Origin of the sequence: Candidatus Liberimonas magnetica (assembly GCA_020523885.1) — a bacterium.
In the GTDB taxonomy this organism is placed as follows: Bacteria; Elusimicrobiota; Endomicrobiia; order Endomicrobiales; family JAFGIL01; genus Liberimonas; species Liberimonas magnetica.
The window spans coordinates 1-24,192 of record JAJAPY010000002.1 but is presented as its reverse complement, the minus strand read 5'-3'; the positions used below and the strand labels follow the sequence as shown (position 1 = coordinate 24,192).

9 protein-coding genes and 1 pseudogene are annotated in these 24,192 nt (G+C 44.3%); all 10 read right to left on the bottom strand.

Annotated features, from left to right (window positions below):
* Positions 1-21: 21 nt before the first annotated feature.
* The 10 genes and pseudogenes from LHV68_01555 to LHV68_01510 all read right to left on the bottom strand — a co-directional run bounded on the left by LHV68_01555 (position 22) and on the right by LHV68_01510 (position 24,067).
* Positions 22-2,166 carry a DUF2723 domain-containing protein gene (locus tag LHV68_01555; protein ID MCB4790548.1) on the bottom strand — a complete coding sequence of 715 codons (2,145 nt, stop codon included), beginning with the start codon at positions 2,164-2,166 and terminating at the stop codon, positions 22-24.
* A 125-nt stretch (positions 2,167-2,291) separates the two neighbouring features.
* Complete coding sequence (locus LHV68_01550; protein MCB4790547.1) at positions 2,292-4,310, bottom strand: DUF2723 domain-containing protein; 2,019 nt, start codon at positions 4,308-4,310, stop codon at positions 2,292-2,294.
* 207 nt (positions 4,311-4,517) lie between these two features.
* Positions 4,518-6,257 carry a S8 family serine peptidase gene (locus LHV68_01545; GenBank protein MCB4790546.1) on the bottom strand — a complete coding sequence of 580 codons (1,740 nt, stop codon included), beginning with the start codon at positions 6,255-6,257 and terminating at the stop codon, positions 4,518-4,520.
* Between the two features lie 366 nt (positions 6,258-6,623).
* A pseudogene (locus LHV68_01540) lies at positions 6,624-7,298 on the bottom strand (S8 family serine peptidase).
* A gap of 245 nt (positions 7,299-7,543) precedes the next feature.
* Entirely contained in the window at positions 7,544-9,700 is a 2,157-nt protein-coding gene (locus LHV68_01535; GenBank protein MCB4790545.1) for a DUF2723 domain-containing protein, read from the bottom strand.
* A 238-nt stretch (positions 9,701-9,938) separates the two neighbouring features.
* Positions 9,939-10,388 carry a response regulator gene (locus LHV68_01530; GenBank protein MCB4790544.1) on the bottom strand — a complete coding sequence of 150 codons (450 nt, stop codon included), beginning with the start codon at positions 10,386-10,388 and terminating at the stop codon, positions 9,939-9,941.
* A gap of 74 nt (positions 10,389-10,462) precedes the next feature.
* A complete protein-coding gene (locus LHV68_01525; GenBank protein MCB4790543.1) occupies positions 10,463-10,882 on the bottom strand; it encodes a response regulator in 420 nt (139 codons plus the stop codon).
* Positions 10,883-10,899: 17 nt separating this feature from the next.
* On the bottom strand, positions 10,900-12,327 hold the full coding sequence (locus LHV68_01520; GenBank protein MCB4790542.1) for a HAMP domain-containing histidine kinase: 1,428 nt from the start codon (positions 12,325-12,327) through the stop codon (positions 10,900-10,902).
* Positions 12,328-12,485: 158 nt separating this feature from the next.
* Positions 12,486-14,468, bottom strand: a complete 1,983-nt coding sequence (locus LHV68_01515) for a PorV/PorQ family protein (protein MCB4790541.1) — start codon at positions 14,466-14,468, stop codon at positions 12,486-12,488.
* 155 nt (positions 14,469-14,623) lie between these two features.
* The gene (locus LHV68_01510) at positions 14,624-24,067 is read right to left on the bottom strand and encodes an Ig-like domain-containing protein (protein MCB4790540.1); all 9,444 of its coding nucleotides are present in this window, start codon (positions 24,065-24,067) and stop codon (positions 14,624-14,626) included.
* Positions 24,068-24,192: the final 125 nt, after the last annotated feature.

Here is a 24,192-nt window from a genome sequence, read left to right as displayed (position 1 = left end):
TATTCCTCCATTCCTCGTTTTTCATTTTTTTGTGCTATTCATGTTTTTTTGAGCGAGCTGTAAATAATATGCGGCTTCACGGTAATTGGGGTCTATTCTCAGGGCTTTTTCCAGCTCACTTATCACCTTTTGCCAATCGCCCCTTTTCCAGTATATTACTGATTTATTATAGCAGGCTCTTGCCTGAGCCGGATAGACCTCGATAGCGTTCTGGTATGCCTTCAGGCTCTCATCATCTTTCCCTGTTTTTTCATAGCAGACGCCCAGAGAAAGATAAACTTCAGACAATTCCTTGTACAAACTAGTTTTGACATCGTTTAAGGAGTTATACTCGTTTGCCAGCCCTATTAATTCATTATATTGCTTAACATCCTCGGTATATTTTTCGCAGGCTGCGGCAAACTGTCCCTGGTCGACATAAGTAAAAGAGATGTAGTTTAAGGCAAGAGGGAACAGAGGCTTCAGCATCAAAGCCTTCTTAAAATTAGCCCTCGCTTTATCGTAATCCTTCAACCCCATGTAATACATCCCAAGAAAAAGATAGCCTTTGGAGTAATCGTCTATTAGGTCAGGGGTGAAGAACTCCCTGTAAGCGGTATAGAGGTATTTGCCCCTGTAGGGATAAATATAATTCAATAAAACATCTCCTTTTATCGCGGAATACGACATTGCCACCCGGTTTACCAAACCCTGCGGTTCTTCTATGTATTTATCGACCCTCGTATATTCAGCATCACCTGTAAAATAAACTTCGTTTTTATTATTTTCTAAAAAATACCTCCACTCTTCCTGAGACCTTAACGGGCCGATGAAAATATCCGGATGTATCTTTTTCCATGCCTCTATATACCAGAACGAACCCGACAGGCCCTGGCTTACTATTGACAGGTCGGGCCGCTGTGATTCTACGAGCTGTTTATTCCAGAGAGCAAATAACTGCACATCCTTTTTTGCTACCACTATGGCGTTCCTGGGGCTGGAACGAAAAACGTTTTTAGAGTAGTCGTAGGCTACAAAGTTATTCCGTTTATCCAATTGAGGAAAATGGCCGTACACATTGACGAATAATAATATGAGGCTCAAGCCTAAAACTGTGTTCTTTCTATACTTGTCCTTTGAAGTTTCATAAAGGAAGTATAATCCAAAAGCTATCCATAGAATAACTATCAGGTTAGGCAAGAGAAAGTGAGCTTCAAGGATAGCCAGGGCATGCGGGTTAGGCGGCATATTCGCCATGTAAATAAATAAAGGGCCGGAAATCGACCAGGCAGCCAGAAAAGAGAAAGCCAGGTTCCTGTCTTTCTTCCATAATGAATAGGCCCCCAGGACAGCTATAAAAATACCTAAATAAGCAAAGCCGTCGTAAACATGGTTTAGATAAAACAGTATCGTTGATTTGAAGTTGGCGCCGGAGGCATAGTTCGTAGAAAGGAGGTCAAGCGTACCCCCGTGTGTTTTCCTTGTAAGGCTTCCCCAGAACCTCGAAAGGTCTGCAGGGTGGTTCCAATCAAGCAAGGCGCCTGCCTGGGAGCGGACAGGAAGGAACAAAAACACGGAAAAACCGATACAAAACAAGATCGTCAAAGTAAACAAAGTTGAAAGCGACAATTGTTTTCTTTTGACATAAAATATCCAGGACAAGCCGGCTGCAAGGAGCACGAGGTCCATCCTGTTTCCCAACCCCAGGCCGAATACAAAAGCAAGAAGGAACACCTGTTTTCCAAAACCCTTATTTTTTTCCGGAATATCAACTGACGGATATGCTTTACAGATGATGTACAATACCACAGCACCAAAGAATGTATTTAATGTGTACATCTCCGAGACTAGCGAGAGGTACCACTGGAGGTAAGAGGTAGCGAACAGGAAACTTAGAACTGAAGCCAAAAAACCGTTCATCTTAAAATGAAGCAGTATCTTGTATATCATAAAAACAGTCAGGGCTCCTGCAAGCGCCGACAGAACATTTAATTTATAGCCTACATTTCCCCACGGCAATATAATTAGGAACAACTTTGATAAGAGAGCATAAAACGGGTATCCCGGCGGGTGCGCAATGCCCAGGGTAAACGCAACGCTTGTCATTTCGCCGGTATCACGGTACGGCGCAACTCCGGGGAAAAGCGTAAACAGATATAATATAAAACTAAATAGGAAAATTAGCATAATTACCTTAATGACTGATTACAGTGATTCATAACAACGATTACAGTGATACTTCAGTGATAATTAATCCCTATAATCTTGAAGTTAATCACAGTAATCAAGGTCTGCTGGATTTTTCAGCAGGCCTACTTTTGCCGCGCAAACTGCAGGTATTTCCTTGCTTCAGAATGGTTCGGGTCCAGCTTCAATACGGTTTCAAGCTCGGAAACAACCTTTCTCCAGTCTGCCTCTTTCCAGTAAAGGACAGCCAGGTTATAATGTGTCTGAACATTCTCCGGGCTATTTTCCAGTATTTTGGCGTATATATATTTTGCTTTTTTTATTTCCCCCTTGGACTCATACACCGCTCCGAGGTTAATTAAAGTTTCCAGGTTCGCTGCTCCCCTGGCAACGGAGATAGTGTAATATTTCTCGGCCAGGTCGAGCAGGCCTTTGGAGTGGAACAAGAACCCTGTGGCCGTGTTCCAAGTTCCTTTATCGTCATAGGCAGAAACCCCCTTAAAGAACCTGTCCGCATTCGCAGTATCGCCGATAGCCAGGTAGTACCTACCGAGAAGATCATAATAGGACAGCAATAAGTCGTGCTCTCTTCTATCCATATTTTCCGGCCGTCTCAAGTAATAAATTTCGTGATAGGGAAACCTTTCTTTGGGGTCTGAGGCGGGTTTCGCCCGAAACAACAGCCCCTGCTGATACCTGGGAATATTTATCATCGCAGGCTCGAACGTAGCATAAAACACAGGCCGCTTAGAGGCTGCTATTATACTTTTCTCAGTATCCTCCCTTATTTTCAGCCTTGGTTTTCCCCATATCATGTAATACCCGTCTCCGTATATGCTCTTTGTGATACCGGCATTGCAGTCTATGAACCTTATATCCGGCCTTAAGCCTTTAGAAATATTAAGGTAGCCGATTGAAAACTCCATCTCGTCTGCCCTGTCAGAGAAGAGGATAGTGTTTTTAGGGACAGTATTGATCATGTTTTTTGCATAATCATAAAAAATATAATTGTTGCGGGTGTTATAATCCGGAAAATTGCTGTACAAAAGAAAAAGCGGAAGGGCCAGCGAAAGCCTTGAAAAGGTTTTAGGCATGCTTTTCAACGCTTTTGTGATCATGAGGACAAGGAAAATGAACGGAAGAAAGAAAAACCTTTTAAGGAGCGATTCAGAACCCGGGTCCAGAGTAACATTTGCAAGTATCAAAAACCCCGGGCCGCTTCCGAGTAAAAGAAGGATAAGCGGCCAGCCTCTTGTTTTATCTTTTAAACACAAAAATCCGCCGTATAGAAAAAGAAGCAGGCCGATGACCGTGAAATTCTCTATTACAACTTTAAAGAAAAAATATATTTTATTATAAATAACGGGCAGGGCAAGCGGAGGAGCGCCTCCCTGAGCAAGGGACATAGTCCCGTAGCGGAGCCGTGCAACCACCTGCCAGAAACGTTTTAATGTCTGTGGGTCTTCCCAGCTGAACACAGGCTGAGCTTTTGCCCTTATTAAAATAAATAAGACCAGGGAAAAACCGAGAACTCCGAATAAAATGATATTCGGAAAATAATACCTGAGGGTTTTTATATGCCCTTTAAAACCCGGGTTAACACCGTGGATATAATTTAAAAAGAACCAAAGAAATATCCCTGCTATAAGAAGCCCGACCGTATAATGCGCCAATACTCCGATACCGAGGAAGTAAAATACCAAAATATAGGAAACAGGCCTTATCTTTTTGAACATGACCAGGCATATCAGGCTGGTCATAAAAGCCGCAAGCCCGTACACTTCTGTTGTATTCCCCATTGCCCAGACAAGACCTGAAAAAGAAAACAAGAGGGCAATTATAATTGATATTAAAATATCGCTGCTCAACTCCAAAGCAGCAAAAAACAAGACCGCAGCACAGACAGCAATAAATAACGAAGATAAAATATTGACACAATACACTCTGTTACCGAACGGCATCGCTGTAACCAATATCTTTCCTGCCAGGCTGTACAGCGGATAGCCGGGTGAATGACAGATCCCCAGGCAGTTCACAGTGGCCGAGAGTTCGCCCGAATCGTCTTCTGTAAGGGCAGGCACAGTCGTGTAAACCAGTACACCGAAAGTTATCGAGAATATAAGGAAAGCAGCGATGTGTTTCATAGTAGAGGCTATTGCGCCTTGAGCCATGAGTCCTGGGTCGTGAGTCTTTGACCCATAGCGCATGACACACAACTCAAGACAGAGGGCTTACCTTTGTGGAACCCCTCCGGCAAGAGCCGGAGGCTCCTTTGAACAACGTGACATCCCGCCATCATTAACATTCATCCCCCGACAAAGTCGGGGGCTTTCTGTGCGGCGGGGTAAGCCCTACTTTATTATAGAAAACTTACCGGCCTTTTTTTGTGTGGCGTCGTCCGGATTTGTAATGAAATAAATATATACTCCCGAGGCTGCGGCTGCACCATCGCTGTTTTTAGTGTCCCAGATATAGATACCGCTTGAGTCAATATCGCTTTCTTTTACTTCTTTGACAAGTTCCCCTGCGATATTGAATATCTTAAGGACCGCCTTGCCGGTCAACTTCTCAAAAACCACTCCTTTTCCCATGGCTGAATCCCCGTGGCCTGAGGTGTCACCGGGCACGTAGGGATTCGGGTATACTAAGACTTCAGACAGGTCACTGCCGGCACTTAACACTATCGCTAAAGCATAGATCGAAAAATGGCTGATATCTGCCGAGACGTTCTTCTTTACCGTGTCCAGGGCCGACCCCGGCACCTCTTCCCACAGCAGCGTGTTTTTATTTAAGGTTACGATTTTAAGAAAACCGGCTTCATTATGGAACGTTGTGTTATCAACCCTTCCGGTATTGCCTGGATCCGGATAAGAGATTATAAGTTTGAAAGGTTTCAAAAAATTCGCCGTTACTGTTGAGCCGTCCAGACTGTAAAGGCCGAGCCTTATTACAGAATTATTTATGAGCTTGCTTTTTCTGGCGGTTAATTTTGCTTCGGCGTTATCAAGGTCGCTTTTACTTATTTCGTTCGGATAATTTTGTGCGTTAGTATCGATAACTATATACCCGTTCAAACTTATCCCCCCTGGAGGGACCTGGACCTTGATGTCTCCAAGGCCCGGTCTTGTTATTTTTTGTTCCTGTGCAGCCGTTGAAGTCGAGGTCAAAATAGTTATGCTTGAAGGAAAGCTCCGGGTTTTCTGTGAAACTGCCGCATGGTTTTTGGCCGCTAGGCCATCGCCGTTAGCCGCAAAAATCCTGTAATAGTAGGATGTTGCTGGCAACAGGTTTTTATCCGTATAAGTCGTGCCTGTCACCTGGGCGCTTGTGCTTAAGATAACAGTCCGGTTTAAATTATCTGTTGATCTGTCTATAATGAAATAACTGTTCATTTCCCCGGACCAGGCAAGGTTTATATTATGCATCCCAAAAGTGCTGACTACAAGGTTAAACGGCGCATAAGTAAGCGTGTACCTGGAAACGCCGTTCGGATCGCTTTCCGAAGTGTCCGAAAAAGCCGTTATATTCCTTGAATAGTATGTATTTGTGCTTAGGTCCGCCTCTATCCAATAACTTGTATTCACGGATAATATCTTTTGTTTCTTAAGCCCGGACACCGCATCATAAACGTTATAGCCTGTTATATTTGAATTTGTAAATGTGCCTGTGGACCATTGCCAGCTTATTTGTGTCGTAGATAATGCCTTTGCAATTACCCCTGACGGGGCGGTCGGAGGCAGGTTAAGCCTCCCGTACCCGTAAATGTTATCTTTGCCTGCACTGCCCATATCGATAGCATTTGTCTGCAGATTTTTTTCCAGGTCACCCGGCTTAAGCTTGCTGTTAAAAGACAATAACAGGCAGGCAGCACCGGCCACATGAGGGGCAGCAAAAGATGTACCGAAAGAGCTTCCAGCTCCGTACGAGAATGTATCGACACCGTCAGGCGCAGCAATATCGGGTTTTATTCTTCCGTCATTGGTAGGCCCCTGGGAGCTGAAACTTTCCTGGGGACCTGTCGTATAGTTTTTGTAATCGACAGCGCCTACGGCAAAAGCGCCTGTAGAATCCGCGGGAGCAAGTATGCTCATGCTTTTTACATTATCGGAAGTAACCGTAAAACTGGACGCGCTGTCAATAAAAATACGCAGTTTATGGTTGACTGAAGAATTGACCTTTCTTATCTTCAGATAATAAAATTTGTTCTGGTCGTCCGGTATACTATAATCGATTGATTTAAAAGGTACGTCTTCCTGCAAGACAGTTTCTGACGCGGTTACCGAGCTCTGGTTCTGGTCGAACAGATACAGGTTGTAGTTATCGCTTGTTGTAGGAAACGCGTCCCAGGTCATATTTACGGACAGGAAGTTCCCTGCACCGGTTGATTTAACTTCCAGTTTATCCGTCCCGTTAGCGAACTTGCACCAGTGAATATTCTTATTGTCCACGCTGTCTTGATAAGTGCCTGTCCAGTGGACCTTCGCGTGGTTCCCGGCTGCCTGGACAAAAAATATGCCGCTATCCCTTATCTGGTTTACTATAGAACACACCTCGCCCGTACCGTCACAAAAATTATCCGCCAGCCAGCCAAGGGACATGCTTGCTACCTGGATCGAATTTGTTTTGCAATAATCTTTTGCATTCTCAAGGTCTATGATGTTGTTTATTTTTATGAGATACATCTTCGCCTCCGGGGCAATATCATATATTATCTCGGCGCAGGCAGCGCCGTGCCCGCTGGACCCGTAATCCATAGCCTCGGTATGGTTATAGTTCTGAACGACGAGAGAAGAAGGCAGTTCTCCCGAGGAGATCAGCGTTGTATAATCCATAAAATCAATGTCGATTACGGCTACGTTGACTCCCTTTCCCTTATACCCGTTCTGGTTGTATTTATCGGCATTAATAAGGTTTTTTCCCTGGGTCTCAAATGTTTCCGGAATGATCTTATGAGGCAGGTCGATGTAGCGGACGTTCTTGAGTTCTTTTACCGCGCTCTCCAGGTTATCAACGGGTATTTCCGCGTATATAAAACTCTTTGACGTCCTGTAATGAAAGGCATATTTATCAAGAACGTCCAGGTTCACAGCGCTCGCTCTATGGTTTTTCGGGTAAATTATGAGCTTTACCATATTAGAGTTATCAAGTATTTTCCTTGCAGCAGCGGACATGACCGTGCTTGGCCCGTTAACTCTGTATTCTCTTATCAGTTTGTCCAGCCTTATGTTCAGGTTTTTGTACAGTTTTTTATCATCGCCGGCAGGGTCCATTGAATAGCCTGCTTTTATAAAAACTATAGAAAACAACAACAAATAGAATAAAAAACTACTTGAACTCCGAAAGTTTGTTTTCATGACTTATCCTTTAGAGGAATCGCTTATCTATTTCTCTGCTGCATTTCATTCTTATTCATTTTAGCAATGGCTAACGGCAGGTAATACCTGGCCCTTTGATCGTCCGGCTTTACTTCAAGCATCCGTTTAAGGTTCTTAACGACCTCGCTCCAGTTTTCTTCCTTCCAGTAAAGCACTGCAAGGTTATATAAAGCATCCATATTTTTCGGGTTCATATCTAATGCCTTCCTATACCACTCTTTTGACCCGGCGAAATCCCTCTTTTTTTCTGCTATCACGCCTAAATTTACAAAAGCAGAGACCTCATCCGGGAAAAGGGAAAGGACGGCTTTATACATATTTTCCGACTCCTCCAGGAGATTCCTTTCAAAGGTCTGGAAAGCATAGTTTATTATTTCATACCTTATGTTGTCTTTGACCCACAATACATAAGCCCACCTGTTATAAATATACTTCCAAAGCATAAGTTTATCTTTACTCCGAAAAGCCTCAAAATACGGGTATACAGGCGCAAGGGCATTGCTCCTGTAATCATAATATTTCCGGCCGTAAATACCTCTTAAAGAATACATTGGCCAGGAATCCTTTCCGACCGGCTCTGCAGTAACGACTTTATATTTCGGGGGAGAGACCAGCGGCCTGTAAAGCATCCCGTCGGCAACAAGTTTTACGCCCGGAAGGACATCCCTGTTAAAGGTCGAATAGTAAATATTTCTGTTCAGATAAAATTCCTGTTCGACTTTATTCCGCCGGAGCTCCTTATCTTGTTTGGTTAAACTCCTGAAATCTGTACCGTAGATGCTTTTAAATACAAGCCCGCCCCTGTCATGGAGCTCTAGATCCTGCCGTTGCCTGTTGGCAAAACTCAAGTAGGCCATACTGTAAAACGTATCGTCCCCGCCGTCCATGAAAAAAACGGCGTTTTTCGGCAGTGTTCTTTGAATATTACGGCCGTAATCATAAGCTAAATAATAGTCCCTCCAGTTCGATGAAGAATAGCTGTTTGCTGCAAAATATATTAAACAAATAAATATCAAAGATGCAAACGAATAGACCCATTTCCTGCTTATGACAAGAGACTGCGTCAGGTCGTTGCCTTTGCCTCTGTTGAGAAGGTAATAAACTTCCATCATTATATAATCCAAAGACCACATTATCGGGAACATCCAGAATATATTCACTATCAGATAAAACCTTTCAAGTATCCCTTCCGACTGGCTGTCAAACTGCATATTTGAAAGAAGGATAAACCCGGGACCTGTCAACAAGGACAGGAAAAGCAGTGTTTTTGAGTAACCATACCTGTTTTTTACGGCAATGACCCACCCGAAGATACCCAGGAAAACCCCGGCATAAGTGAACTCTCCGGACAAAACCTTAAAAAACCTGAGCAGCTGCTGAAAAACCGTTACCAGGTTGCGCGGCAGTTTTTCTCCGACGCTTAACGAAAGGCTCCCGTAATCAGCCCTTGAGATCACGCGCCAGAGGTTATGCAAAGTCTCCGGGTGACCCCAATCCAGGGCAGGGTTTTTGGCAGACCTTACCGGCAGGTAAAGATAAACGCTGAAACCTATAAAGAAGAACAAGGTGAACAGCGCTAATGTCTTTATGTTGAACGAACGGCTCTGTTTTAAAGCGATTATAAAAAGCGGGCCGAGGAATATCAAGGTATGATGGTTCCCTAAACCCAGGCCGAAAATATAGGCACAAAGGTAATACTTTTCTTTTATGAACGAGTAGAAAAGCATGGCAACGAATAAGGCGTTCAAAGTAAATACTTCAGACTGTATGGCTGAATGCCAGAAAGCGCTTGAAACCCCGAGGTAAAGCACGCTAAAAAGAGCTATTATCTTTTCCTTTTTATTGTCTTCAGGGATCAAACCGCCCGCCAGGGCAGGCCTGTAGTTTTTACCGAGCTCCAGTAAAACTATGTATAAGATGACGAGACAAACCGAACCAAAGAAAGCGCTCATTAGATTTAGCCTGAACGCAAAACTGCCGAACGGGATAAGGAGGGTAAATACCTTGCCTAAGAGGCAGTAGAGAGGGTAGCCCGGGCTGTGAGGCAGGCCTAATATTACGCTTGAAGCGCAGAATTCGCCCGAATCCCCTACAGTAATGCTCGGCGCAAGCGTAGAGAGATATAATAAAAAACTTGAGAAAAATATTAATAGAGGCATAAATTGAAATGCAAGCCGAAGGTGTCAGACATCAGGTTTCAGGCTTCAGAAAAAACTATTTATTTTTACTGACTGCTGGTGACTGAAACCTGATGCCTCCTGATAAATTTAATTATACAACATAAAGATAGGGTTTTCAAATAAAAAAACCATTCATTTTTCAATCGTGAATGGTTTAATTTTGTTTCTATTGCAGTAGACCTTATATTTTGTAATTATTACCTGCTAAGAGGATTCCCTAGAGCTGTTGTTTGGAATCTGCTTTTACGTCCTTTATTATATTTTTGGCATCCTTAAAAATTTGTTTTGAATTTTTTCTATCAAGGCATAACTTAATATTTTCTCTCAAAGCAGCAACGTTAAGAGGTTTGCATAAGAATGAAGTGCCTTCATAGTTACGTAAAACTTCCCTGGCAAGCTCCTGGCTGGAAAAAGCCGTCATCATAATGACCCAACATTCCGGACAGGTTTCTTTTGCTTTCTTTAAGACATCCAGCCCGCTGATATCCCCCATTTGATAATCAGTCAATACGATGTCATATTGAGACATATCCAGCATCCTAACAGCTATCTCGCCGCTTGAAGCCTGCGACAATATATAACCTTCATTTCTCAGGGAAGCGATACATGCCGCACGTATGTCATCGTTATCATCAACAACCAATATTTTCGGCTTTTTGGTATCCATTTTCCTCCGTCTGGAACTGTCCCGGTGGGAGACAAAAAATGGGCTAAGCATACAGCAGCCATTGCAGCAATATCTTATTTTATATTTCTGGCATTATCTTTTGTTTCTTCTATATTCTTCTTGATTTCATTTTTCTGCAGGCACTTTCTGACCAAATCTCTTAATTCAGCGACTTGTATCGGTTTACAAAGAAAAGAAGCGCCTTTCTGGTTCCGCAAAACTTCTCTGGCAAGGTCATAGGTTGCATAAGCCGTCATAACTATTACTTCGCATTTAGGATGAGTTGACTTTGCATATTTTAAAACATCCAGGCCGCTGACTTTTCCCATTTGATAATCAGTCAGCACCATATCAACTTTATATTTATCAATAAGGTTTGTCGCCTCCTCCCCGCTCGACGCATTAAGTACCTGATATCCTTCATTTTTAAGCGCCTCAACGCACGCAAACCTCAGAGCGCTATCGTCATCTACAACCAATACAACCTGTGCCATCTATTTATCCCTTTTTGCTAAGTTTTATATTTTGGCAAAGTAAAATTAAAACTTGAGCCTTTTTTCAACTCGCTTTCCGCCCATATCTTTCCGCCGTGCAGTTCAACGAGCGCCTTAACGATAGCCAGGCCAAGGCCCGTGCCTTTGGGGCCCTTGATCTGTTCCCGGGTGCCTTTGACCTGCTCGAATTTTTCAAACACCTTCTCTATCTGGTCTTTGGGGATCCCCATTCCGGTATCGCACACACTCACCTGAATAAAGGAATCAGAGGTATCTTTTATTTTGATGGTTATCTTTCCGCCTTCAGGTGTGAATTTTACGGCATTGCTTAATAAATTCGTGATCACCTGCTGGATACGGTCGGAGTCTATGTAAACCTGGGAGATACCTTCTGGTATCTCTGCTGTAAGGGCGATCTTTTTGGCATCGGCCTGGACCTTAGCCAGCTGCATAGGACCCTCGATAGCGCTGTTAACAGCCATGGGCACCGGGCTGATCTCCATTTTCCCTCTCTCCAGCTTTGCCACGTCCAAAAGGTCATTTATGAACCTGCCGAGCCTTGATGCGTTATCGCGCATAACCCGCAAGGTATTTTTTTGCTCGTCGTTAAGCGGGCCGTAAGAACCTTCAATAAAAAGGTCAAGGTTCATTCCAATAGATGTCATAGGAGACCTGAGCTCATGGGTAACGCTTGAGACAAAGTCCTGTTTCATATGGTCCAGTTCTTTTAGCTGGTTAGCCATCAGGTTGAGGTCATCCGCCAGCTCTCCCAATTCATCTTTACTTTTTACATTTATTACGGTATTAAGTTTACCCTGCCCGATCTGGCGGGCTCCCTCGACCATTTTTTTAATAGGCCGGGTCATGATCTGTGACATTATAAATGAACCTATCAACCCGAATAAAAGAGCGACTCCCGCAACGCCGAAGATCCTGTTCCGTGTCTGGTCCAGTATCTTTTTTATTATCTCATTAAGCACGTCCTGGGAAAACCCTATCCTGGCAGTCGCAACCCGTTCGTTAGAGATGACTATCGGAAGTGCTATATCTGCGATTTCAACGTTTTTAGTGTCTCTATACATCTGGGTGATTATATCCTGATACGGTTCCTGCGCTTTTAACCCGACACTGTCTCCTATTGCACTACCTAATAAGGACATATCCGAATGAGCCATAATCTTATTCTGTGAATCTACAAGCACCAGATAGACGACACCCCTTTCTTCCTTAATGGTCCTGACATAATTAATAAGGGATATCTGGTCCTTGCTGATCAAAGATTCTTTGCTTACCTGGCCAAACCCCTTGACCATGGTAACCTGTTTCTCTTTCATCTCTTTAATTAAAAGCCTCTTTTCCGCTATGAACAGAAAGATGCTTACCCCGGCTATGACGATAATGATTAAGGTGCTTGAAAAAAGGCTGAACTTTGTACGTAACCTCATACTGGAACTCCTTTTAATGACAGGGTACAGGTGTCAGGGGATAGGGTTTAGAATGTAGTTTTATACCCTTCCCCTGTTAATATAATACCATTATTAGCTTTAATAATCAATAATGTTTGGATTATTTTGGATTATTTTTTGGACTATTTAGGTTAGCTTCATTTCTTGGGTGGTTGTTTTTTCTCAAGTTCTTTCTGTGCCCGTTTGATATTTGCTTTTGCTTCTTCATAATTCGGGCTGAAGTTCAATGCCATGCTCCAGTAATTTATAGCCGCTTCTATCTTTCCTTCAGAATAGGCAACAAGCCCCTTCTTGTTGTACTCTTCAGCCTTTGCCAGCTTTTCCTTATTAAGTACCGGATTTATCTTATCAAGGAGCTGCTGTGATTCTTTATCGTTAGGGTATACGTCCAGCGCATCGTTGCAGTATTTTGCTGCTTTCTCGAGGTCCTTGGCATTATAAAATTCCTGGGCACGTTGGTAAAGATCGGCGGCTATGCTTTTTTTGATGTTCGTGATATACTGCTGTGCCTGCTTGTTTTTAGAATCAATCTCTATAACGCCCTTGAACATACTTAAAGCTTCGTTCATCTTTTTTTGATTATACAATTCTATTGCCTGGCTTAACACAGCCTGCACTTTCTTCTCGGCCTTCCGCTGTTCTTCCTCATCCGCCTGCTGCTTTTTTAGGACTTCAAGCCGTTTTATCTTTTCGTTAGCCAGCCTGATATACTCTTTTGCTTTTTCATGCTCTGTATCGAAAGTCAAGACCTTATTCATTTCCCTGATAGTATTTTCATAATCTCCGGTTTCATAAAAAGCCACTCCCCTGCGGAACAGAGAGTCGCTTATCGCTTTAAGCTTTGCCTTTATCTTTACAATATATTCTTTTGAACCCTGGTGGCTGCGGTCTACGGCAAGTATACTTTCAAACTCCGCCTGGGCATCACTCAAATTATCCTCCATAAAATATTTTTCACCTGACACAAAATGTTCCTCGATATTCCTGGATATCTGGACCTCCTCGATCTTGAGTTCCGTTTTTGCAAGGTATTCCTGCGCTCTCTTATGCCCCGGAGCTACAAGAAGGATGTTCTTGAACCTGTGATAAGCTCCAACCATGTCGCCCTGCTTAAAACACTTCTCCCCCTCTTCGAACTCCTTATCAATCTTTTTTACGATCAGGTTATCGTCATACTTCATGCCGAACCTGAAGGTAAAGCTTATCCTCTGGCTTACGTCGAAGTCTCCCCTTGAGACAAACGCATAATCTATATCTACAGATTTGACCCTCAGGCCCAGGCCTGTCCTTAGGGAGTCCGATACGTCATCTTTTGACTGGTAGCCCGCCCTGAGGGCGATAAAATCATATACCCTGAATTCGCCTCCTAGGTTATAAAACGAGCTGTTGTCAGAGGGCATATTAAATTCACTCGCTAATATAAAAGCGCTCCCCAGCAGGTCTGTTTTCCAGGAAGCTCCGATCTTCATGTTTAAAGGCAGAGGTGAGCCTTCATTAATAAACTTCATCGGTGTGCCTATGTTTTGCACTACGAACGCAAGTCCACATGAATTATTTTTTCCGACGCTTATTTGAGACAGAAAGCCCAGGTCGGCTGAATAGGCGCTTGCAGAATATGTGTCCAGGGTTTCGGTTATAGACCTGAGGCTTACCCCGAACATAAGGTAAGGCATCATGCGGTATCCGTATCCGGCCTGTAAAGCGGTATCGTTTGCATTAAGAACGGAGGTTTTATACCCGCTCGTATCATAACCCTGTATCCCGGAGATATCGAGTTTTGAGTAACTGAATGCCAGGGTACCGCGCATTTTCCTGAACGGCTTTGCATAGGCAAGGAATTCGTATTTCATGTCTTCCCCTAATTCATGGTGGGTAAAGCTCAGTTCATTATATTTTTGTATGTTCGCAAGGCCTGCAGGGTTCCAGTACAGGGCATTTACGTCGTCACAAACAGCTCCGAACGCCCCGCCCATCCCGAGCGGCCTTGCGCCTACGCCGAACTTCAGGAAATTAGCGCTTGTAGTGCCGGGCCCGCCGGCAAAACTAACACCTGCAACCAAAAGCATGGCTGCTATGCTAAATATACTATGGAGGATGGTTTTTGCAACACAGCTTTTCATTTTATATTTCCTGTATAATACTTAAATCCAGAATTCTAAACCTTAAATAAATCCAAAAATTAAGCTTTTTGTCATTGCGAGGCGTTTTTGCCGAAGCAATCTATATTTTAACTATGCGATTGCTTCGCCTTCGGCTCGCAATGACATTTTACTGCTCATCTTATTATTACCAGTTTTCCTTTCTTCATTTCCTGTTCGTTTTTGATCAGGTACAGATAAGTGCCGCTTGCCACGGCTTCACCCTGTTCATTTTTAACGTCCCACGTGTCCTGGGCGTCTCCGGATGTATGGTTTATTGTCTTAACGAGCTCTCCTGTGACCGTATATATCTTGATAACCGCGTTTGAAGAGAGGTTAGTAAAAGTAATGCTATTGTCCTGCGCCTTGAACGGCACAGGGAACGCATAGGCGAAAGAAAGGTCCATTGCCGGTGCGCCCAGGATAGCGAATATCGAAAAATGCCTGCACGGCGCTGTCACTGTTTTATTAACCGCATCGACTTTTGAGCCGGGCAGCCTTACCCATAAATTGTGTTTTGTATCCAGGTAACTGACTACAAGGCTGGTTTCTCTTATAGGGGGGCAAGTTTTGTCGACTATCCCGTTGTTGTCGTCGTCATGGTAGGCTATGGTCAGCATTATAGGTTTTTCAAAGATCCGCTCTACAGCCTGCCCGTCCGGAGAAGTGACGATTATCTCCCTTATACAGTCTTCAAGGACAACGTTAAAAGGGTTATTAGTCTTCTTTATCTCCTGAACTGCGGCAATTATGGAGTTGCGGTCTTCTTCTTTGCAATCGCGTATAGGGTCCGTGATGACGCTTACTACACAGTCAGGCGGCAGTATGCCGGATTCTATCACTATTTTTGTGGTGTTGGTATTATCTATAATAGTACTGTCCTGCGTATTATCCAGGACAGTCGTAAAACGGGAAGTAAACCTTCCTTCAAGGCGGTTGCCTATGGTATCTGCCGCAAGCGTGGAAACCGCTACCTCGTATATACAGCTTTTAGAAAGCGGCGCTATAGGAGTAAAAGTGAGCTCTTTATTTTTAAAGTCATAGTTTTTATTTCCTGTTACCGCTGTATAGGCAGTCTGCCCGTCTTTGTCCCTTACCATATGAAGGGAAATTGAGTTTTCGGCATTATTCTTATCCATGTTCTCTGAAAATACTATCCCAATAAGGGCCTCCGGCACTACCCCTTCCTGTTTATCCTTCGGGGCTACGGAAACTATCTGCGGCGACACCTTATCTATGCCCACAAAACTGCCTGAAAGCACTATCGAACAGGCTATACCGTTTCCGGCCAGGTCCTTTATCCTTGAACCGTCAATAGTAATAGTGTCTCCGACAACAATAGAAGCCCTGTAGCTCATACTGCTGAACCGCACGGTAACCGCGTTGCCTGTTTTATTCCACTCCGCGGAACCGATATTTCCCCAGGTATGAGAGCTGGACAACACAAATACGGAATCAATGTTCGAGCTCGTAATATTGGGCTGTATCGTTTCCTCGCTGAATGTAATGACCGCGGTATCATCGCCGTCAACGCCCGGAATAAGTATGCCTCCGTCTTCGCTTATCGCCGCTGCCATTACAGGCGCAGCCTTGTCAGAACTCGGCGTTGCAGGCGAAAACTCGTTCGTATTATCGTTCATATCGCTTATCGCGCTTTCCTCGGCCTGCAGGGTGGGAGTTTTGTCGGTCGTTAAGACATTGTCCTTAAACGTAAAATATATGACCCTGTTGTTAGCCGAATCGTCGTTGGTATCGCTTGAAAACGACACATCGCTGACCCCTGCGATGTGAAACCGGTCAAATACGAGGTTTGAATCTTTTATCGGCTTAGAGAAGGTTATCTTTAGTGCGTCGATATAACCGTTCTTATTCAGGTCCATCGTTTCCCTGGACACTATCGTTGGGCGGGATACGTCAAGCCCGAAGTCTCCGCTGATCTTGAGCGAATTAAGGCTCGCATTGCCGGCTGCATCCTTGATAAGTAACCCGCTTACAGTAACGGTATCGCCTACTACAATGCTCGGCACTACAACGTTGTCCGCAAGCTTTAGCTCAAGAATGTTCGGGACAAGCCATAGAGCTGACACTATTTTCCCGGCTCCGTCTTTCCAGGTATGCCCGTTACTGAGAACAAATACATCGTCAATGTTCAGTTTTGTGATCGCAGGAGTATTTGTATTCTCACTGAACACAAGCTGCACTTTGTCGTTTGCCTGGATACCGGGCAGCCCTCCAGAAGCATCGCTTGCAGACGCCGATAACAGGACAGGTCCTACGGCGTCTATTTCAGTAATGTCCGATTCAGACACATCGCTAAGGTATGTCCCGCAAAGGTTCCTAAGGTAGCCGGTTGCTTTGGCATAGGTCAGTTCCGGTTTTGCGTTGGTATCTGCAAGCCCGCTTTCTTTAAACCTCACGTAGACCTGACTATTATTTACCGTGTCCGGATGGTTCGGCAGGCCGGAACTGACAAAAACCGCGTTTGAGTATTTCGCTACACCAAAACCCGAAGTCCCGGATTGAGCAAGGGAAGAGTCGTTAACGTTAGTGGAAAAAACTATCCGGTATGCGTCTATCTGCCCGTTTAAATTATCGTCAACCGTTTCTGCAGTTAAAATCGTCAGTGGAATATATGAATAAGTGCCTGAAGAGTTGGAAACCAAGGAAGTGTTCGATGAGTTGTCTACAGCTGCTATCGCGAAATAATAGAACTTACCGGGAGTAAGCCCAACCACGCTTTCAGAATCCCTGTTACCGCTTGCAACTGTAACGTCGCGTTCTATATACAGGCTGCTTGAATTAAAATTCGTTTCAGTGATAGGGTACTCGGCATACTTGATAATATAGCTGCTTGCTTTGCCGGCATTCCCGTTATTTCCCGGTGCAGTCCATATAAGTTCAACAGCACCGTCTGTGCTTCCGCTGGCAGCAGCCAGGTCAAGAATACGGTTTGGCGCCATTCTGTCCAGAGGACGGCTATCGTCTGAGGGCGTAACCGCAAAGTGTTCGTTGCCCGTTATATCCTGAGCCGTAACCGCAAAATAGTACGTTAAATTCCCGGATAAACCTTCTATATCGCAGGTTCCTGCATCTGGATTTGTTTGCGGCGAGTTTGAGTATAATGTCACATTGTTTTGGATTATATTGCTAAAGGTGTATGTTGCATAATAGATGTTGAAACCTTTGATATCGCTTTCCGGCCCGGTTGTCCAGGAAAGTGTAATAAGGCCGTCAAAACCTATTTTATTGATTGCCACCGGTTTTACAAGCTGTGCAGGGGCTGTACGGTCCGGTGTATAAGCAGATACAGTTGAGGTATAAAGTGTGTAGAGATTACCGTAATTTTTTGCCCGTAGCTTATAGTAATAGGTTGTCTGGTCATTTAAATTTGTATTTACATAAGCTATAGCAGAGCCTGTATAGACAACAGACGAATTGTTTAGGCAATATAATTCATATATGGTCCCTGGCGGATTAAAATTTCTTTCCCAGGAAAGTTCAACGTAACCCTTTGTTGAAGCAAGGGCATTCCCCTGGGCAACAGCGGCAGGGTTAACCGGGGTATTAGCTAAAGTATATTTTGTGGCTGTTGTACACGGGGTATTAGGCAGGCCCAGTATATTACGGGAGTTTGAATTAAATGAATAAAGTGTGTTTGGCGCAAGGCCTGAGAAAACCCGGTATGCAAGAGGCTCCTTATACCAGCCGCTTGAGCTTGAAGTTGTGATATTATATAGCGATACTCCTGAACTGCCGGATGTTATATTGGAAAATGTCCCTTGCGGCCTTACTTCGATTGAAGAAGACGTTACTGTCCCGAATTCAACTCCGCTGGCAGGTTCTATCCTCGTGTAAGTTGAAAGCACTTCGCTGTAGTTTGTCCAAACGCCGCAGGCGTTCCTGTACTTCGCCCTGTAACTGTACAGGCCGTTGGCGTTTAAACCGGAATCCGTGTAATTATATGCTCCCGGCAAAACACCTGAATTGCTCCCGCCTGCTCCGGAAGTACATTCGAACTCGCTTCCGGTGTAACCGCTAAAAGCCTGTATAGGGTTACTTACGCTTACTTGTATGTCCTGGCCGGAATTCGGTACCAACGTAATATCTGACGCATCCGGCCGGTTAAGCAATGTATAGGTTGAAACGCTTGCGCTGTAATCCGTGCTTTCCATAAATGAATTCCGGGCGCTGACTGACACATAATACGAAGTGTTTTGTAAAAGGCCGATAGTTTCAATCGTTCCATTCCATGCACTGGTAGATTTATATACCTGCGAATCGCCTAAAGTATAGTTTGGCTGCACATACTTTGTATTTCCGTTTCCAACGAACCTTATCGAGTACGCAACGTTTGCCGGGTTTAGGCCTGTATTAATTACCAGGCTCACCGATGAAGTGGATACGCCTACTATAGAAGGTGAAGGCGGCGCCTGGGCTTTTGTAGCTTTTGAATAATTTAAAGTCAAAGGATTCTCCCTACCGTTCATATTCCTTGTTCTTGAACAGAAATAATAGGTAGTGCTCGGATTAAGGCCTGACAAAACCCAGTAGTTCGATGCCTTGCGCCATCCTGAATCGCTGGACACTGTGGTTTCATATACAATCACGCCTGATTTGGAAATATTCAGGTTTGTAAACGTGCCGCTGGGAGCAACCTCTATGCTTGATGAAGTAACGCTGCCAAAGATAACCCCTGTAGGAGACTCTATACGTGTAACGGTTGAGCCTAGATTCACCCAGTCAGTCTCCCTTGCGCTGTGACTGCGGCCTTTGACCCTGAACCAGTACGTAGAGTTTGCGCTAAGCTGTGAAAAGCTATAAGACTGGGCCAATACCCAGCCTGAAGATTTTACCGGGCTAAACGGGACTACCTCCGATGCCTGGCATAAATACCGTGTGCCGCTGGGATTAGAGTTTTCCTGCCAGTGCGCTGTTAACGAAGATACCTCAACTTCGCTAAATGCTTCTGCAACAGGAGAATTAACCAGGGTTGCTGTACCGCTCAAAACAGAGTAATACGAATATACGTTATCAAGGTTTTTGGCACGGACTCTATACCAGTACGTTGTATTAAGCGCTAAACCAGGGTCCAGATAGGAATTTGAATAACCGCTTGTTTCAGGGTTCCAGCTAACGAGGGTGCTGGATACAATTAACTCATAAACAGTTGAATCTGAATTGTTGTTTTTTGACCAGCCTAGCTGGATTTGTGCTGTGTCAACAGAAGTAAAATACACAGCGCCCGGGATGGTACATAGCGTATGGGTAGTTACCTGCGAAGTATAAGAAGTGCGTACCCCGTCTAAATTCTTTGCAAGCACTTTATAATAGTAGGTAACGTTCGGCACAAGCCCGGAATGGTTATACCCTGTATTTTTACCGATATAAACAGTCCCATAAGAACTGCTGTTGTATGTAGATGCCTGAACTTCATAAAAAGTTGAGCCCGAATTATCGTTTGTATTCCAGGAAATTGAATTTGCGCTTGAGCCGGCAACAGTAAAATGAAGTTGTGCAGGTTCTTTACAGAGCGTGTGCGTACTTTTGGCAAGGGCCGGCGAGGTTTGTACTCCGTCATGGTTTGTGGCATAAACCCTGTAATAATACGTTACGTTCGGCGAAAGTGTTGTGTGGGTATAATTTTTATTTATGCCCTGGTATATATTTTTGTAATTGCCGCTTGTTCCCGAAGATGATTCAAGGGTGTACCGGGTTGAAGCCGAATTGCCGTTATCTGTCCAGTTAAGCCCTATCTGGTTTTCCAGTACAGATACAAAACTGACACTCCCTGGTGTACTGCATAAGGTATGAGTAGTAACCTGCGCCGTATACTGTGTATATAAACCGTTAAGGGCCTTGGAACGTACCTTGTAATAGTAAGTGACGTTCGGGGTAAGGCTTGAATGGATAGTACCGGAGTTTTTTCCTGCAAATATCGTTTCAAAACCCGAACCGGACGATGCGGCGACTTCATATAAAGTCTCATTGGAATTATTGTTTGTACTCCACTCTACAGAAACGCTGTTTTGGCTGGCAGTTGAAACATGCAGGTTTACCGGCTGGTTGCACACAGTAAAAGTAGTAATTACAGCAGTATAGCCGCTGTATGCGCCGTCGAGGTTCTTTGCCCTTACTTTATAGTAATAGGTAGTGTTGGCCTTTAGAGAATTATGCAGGTAGCTTACGTTATAACCTGTATAAACCACCCCATAAGTGCTGCTTGAACCCGTTGAGGCTTCAAGCTCGTAAACGGCAGAGTTTGAATTATTGTTCTTGCTCCAGGATACGGATATATTTGAAGAATTAACAGAATTAAAGGCTAAATCCGCCGGGTCGTTGCACAAAGTGTGGGTACTGAGTACGGTATTAAAACCAGTTTTAATTCCGGATAATGCCGTAGCCTGAACACGGAAATAATACGTGACGTTCGGAGAAAGTGAAGTGTGGTTATAGTTTTTATCTAATCCCTGATACATGATTTTGTAATTAGTGTTAGTTTCCGAAGATGACTCCAGCGTATACACGGTCGAGTTTGAATTGTTGTTCTCTGTCCAGCCTAGATCTATCTGCGTAGCACTTACTGAAGTAAAACTATTGACGCCGGGTACAGCGCATAAAGTGTAGGTATCAACTGGCGTTGTATAATCCGTATATACATTGTCGAGGTTTTTGGCGCGGACTTTATAATAGTAGGTGCAATTCGATGTAAGAGTGCTGTGTGTATAACTTGAGCTTTTGCCTGTATGGATCAGGCCGTAATTGCTGCTTGAGCCTGTTGAAGCTGAGAGCTCGTAAAGAGTCGAGACCGAGTTACTGCTTGTGTCCCATTGTAAAGATACGCTTGAGGTATTCGCACTGACAAAGTTTATACCCCCGGGCTGGTTACACAGCGTGTGGGTCGTGCTTGCAAGGGTATAACCCGTATAAACCATATTGGCGTTTCTTGCCCGTACTTTGTAATAATGAGTAGTGTTCGCAGCCAGGCCCGTATGCAGAAAAGAAAGGCTGGTAGTGGAAAATACCGTGCTGTAATTAGAGCCGTTAGATGAAGTTATGACTTCATAAAGAGTAGTGGGAGGATTATTGTTTGGCTGCCACTCTATTTCCAGGTTTGTGCTGCCTGCTGTTTTACAGCGTAAGTCAACCGGCCTGGAGCAGGGCGTATGAGTTGAGCCGAGGTTTACATAAGCTGTTTCTCTTCCTGCGAAATTGCGGGCTTTAACCCTTGCCCAGTAAGTGGTGTCCGGTATTAGATTTACGAAAGCAAAGGGATACGAAGTTACCCAGCCGGAATTTGCCAGAGCTGCAAACGGTGTTTGCGAAGACAGCTGGCAGAAATACTGTGTTCCGCCCGGGTTTCCGTTATCGCCCCAGAAAGCATTTATACTGCCGCTTGAAAGGGAAGACACATAACCTGTCAAAGGCTGTTTCGCCAGGGTGTAAGTTGAAAACTCTACGCTCTGGCTTGTGGCATTTCCAAGGCCGTCCCGTACCTGGTATTTAAACGTGTATTGTTTGTTCTGGCCCAGGCCAGAGCAGGTTGTGCTATTATTTACCTGCCAGGCAGTATCATAGCTGGGATCCGTAACGCAGGTGAATTTATAGAACGTGCTCCCTTCGGTTAAATCAACGAGTTTGTTCGCAACAATACTCATGCTCGCTACAGCTACTTCAGGGAACGTTATAGCCATAACCCCTTGAGGCGGGGTAGTGTCGACTTTGACTGTAACGAGGTTTGATATATCGGAATTTGCGGCTTTATCTTTGACTTTTACTTCTATAGTCTTTGATGCTGTTTCTCCTATAATTTGAGCTGTGTTTTTCCAGTCCGGCAGGCTGTTTTCGCTGTTAAAATTTATCCAGGTGCCTGCGTTAATACGGTATTGATATGTCGTAGTGCTTATCCCTGCTCCTCCGCTATCTTGTGCTGTCCCCATAAAACTTGTGATAACTACGTTGTACCAGTTATCCGTAACCGGGAAAGTAATATCTATTGCAGGCGTTGTTTTGTCGTAGCAATAAGGCCCAAAAGTTTTTTCAAGCGATGCATCCGTTTGGTTTGCTTTGTTATACGATTTTAAATGCAGGTACCACGAACCTTCTATTGCGGCTATCGTGCCTGAGCTTGACTCTACCCAGTCAATTTCCGCTCCACTAAAGGTGTGTGTTGTATTGGTATCCCAGACTATCTTGTATTTAGCAACTCCTGTGGCATTCCATCCATGTTCGTTTAAAAAAGTAAACGAAGAGCTGTTGTACCAGGTGTTGCTGCTTTTTGAGATACAGCTTACTTGCGGGATTGCTGCTCTTGTATACCCCACACCTGTACTTAAAGATAGAGATGTCCAGCCGCAGTCCGGGGAATAGCTTTTTATTTTGTAGTATACAGGCCCGAAGTTGGCTGCAAGCCCTGAATCAGAAAACGTATGCCCGGTTGGCGAAGATTTCCATGTTGAGTAGTTCCCGTTTGATGCTATAGTATCGCAGTACACACTGAACTTTGTTACCCCAGGGACACTGCTTCCTTGGTCCCAGGTGCTTAACTGGCTTGTAGCTCCACCTAAAAGGCTTTTTGACTTAACCTTGTACCAGTACGTAGCTCCGGTAATAAGCTCCCCTGACCAGCTTAAGTTAACCTGAGCCGGCTGGTTCGTGCTCGCAGTAACGTTTGAAGGAGAGGTTATGGTACCGGTAGCTGTATAATCATGAAAACTCGTTTGAGTTGAGGATGCTATTTCATAGTATGGGCCGTTAGAACCGGCTGAGGAACGGTAAAATTTATACCCATCAGGATTAATTGTATCTGCGGAATACCCGGCGTCTCCGCCGCTTGTATGAGAATAATCAGAATAAACGCTGTCCGTGGTTTTATACCTGGCCCTGTAATAGTAAACCGCACCGGAATTTACTGATGCGCCCGCTACATTTATAACTATCCCGCCTGCCGGTCCGTCGCCTGCAGAAACGCTCGTAGGCGGGTTTATAGTAGGTCTTGATGAGCCCGTAAAATCGTATACCGATGAAGTACTGCTTGAAACTTCATAATAATTTGCGCTTGTTGCGGATGTGCTGTACTCGAACTGGTAACCGTTAGTATCTACAGCTCCCTTGCAGTAGCCTGAGTTCTGGTTTGAGAACCCGCTGGCAACGCCGTCATTGGTTTTTACTTTTGCCTTATAATAGTAGACCGACCCTTGAGTTATACTTGCACCTGTAGCTGTAAGTTTTACCTTGTCGTAATATGTGCCTTCTGTCGCGCTTGTATTCGGGATGTTCAACGCCGGCGGGCTTGCATCAAAATTGTTATATATGCTCGAACTTGAGGTAGTTATGTTATATAAAGTCCCGGCAACAGTGAACGAAAAATTGTAATCGTAGCCGTTGGGGTCAATACTTCCCTGTCCCCATCCCTGGTTCGGGGCCGATTTTACGCCCTCGGCTGACCCGAACAACGCGGATACTTTATAATAATAGGTTGTACCGGAAAGGCATTTTGCATCAGCTACGTTCAATACTACCCTTGAGAAAAAATCGCCGTCTGTAGCAGAAAGCGTTCCTGTTACGATAGTGCCTGAAGCCATGGTGTCATCATAGCTGTTGTTTGTGGCTGTGGCAAGCAGGCTGTAGCCGCCGTTATAAGTAGAGCGGTATACCCACCAAGTTCAAGTTGCTAGTGCAAAATTGACATGGTTTGTAGTGGGTTTGT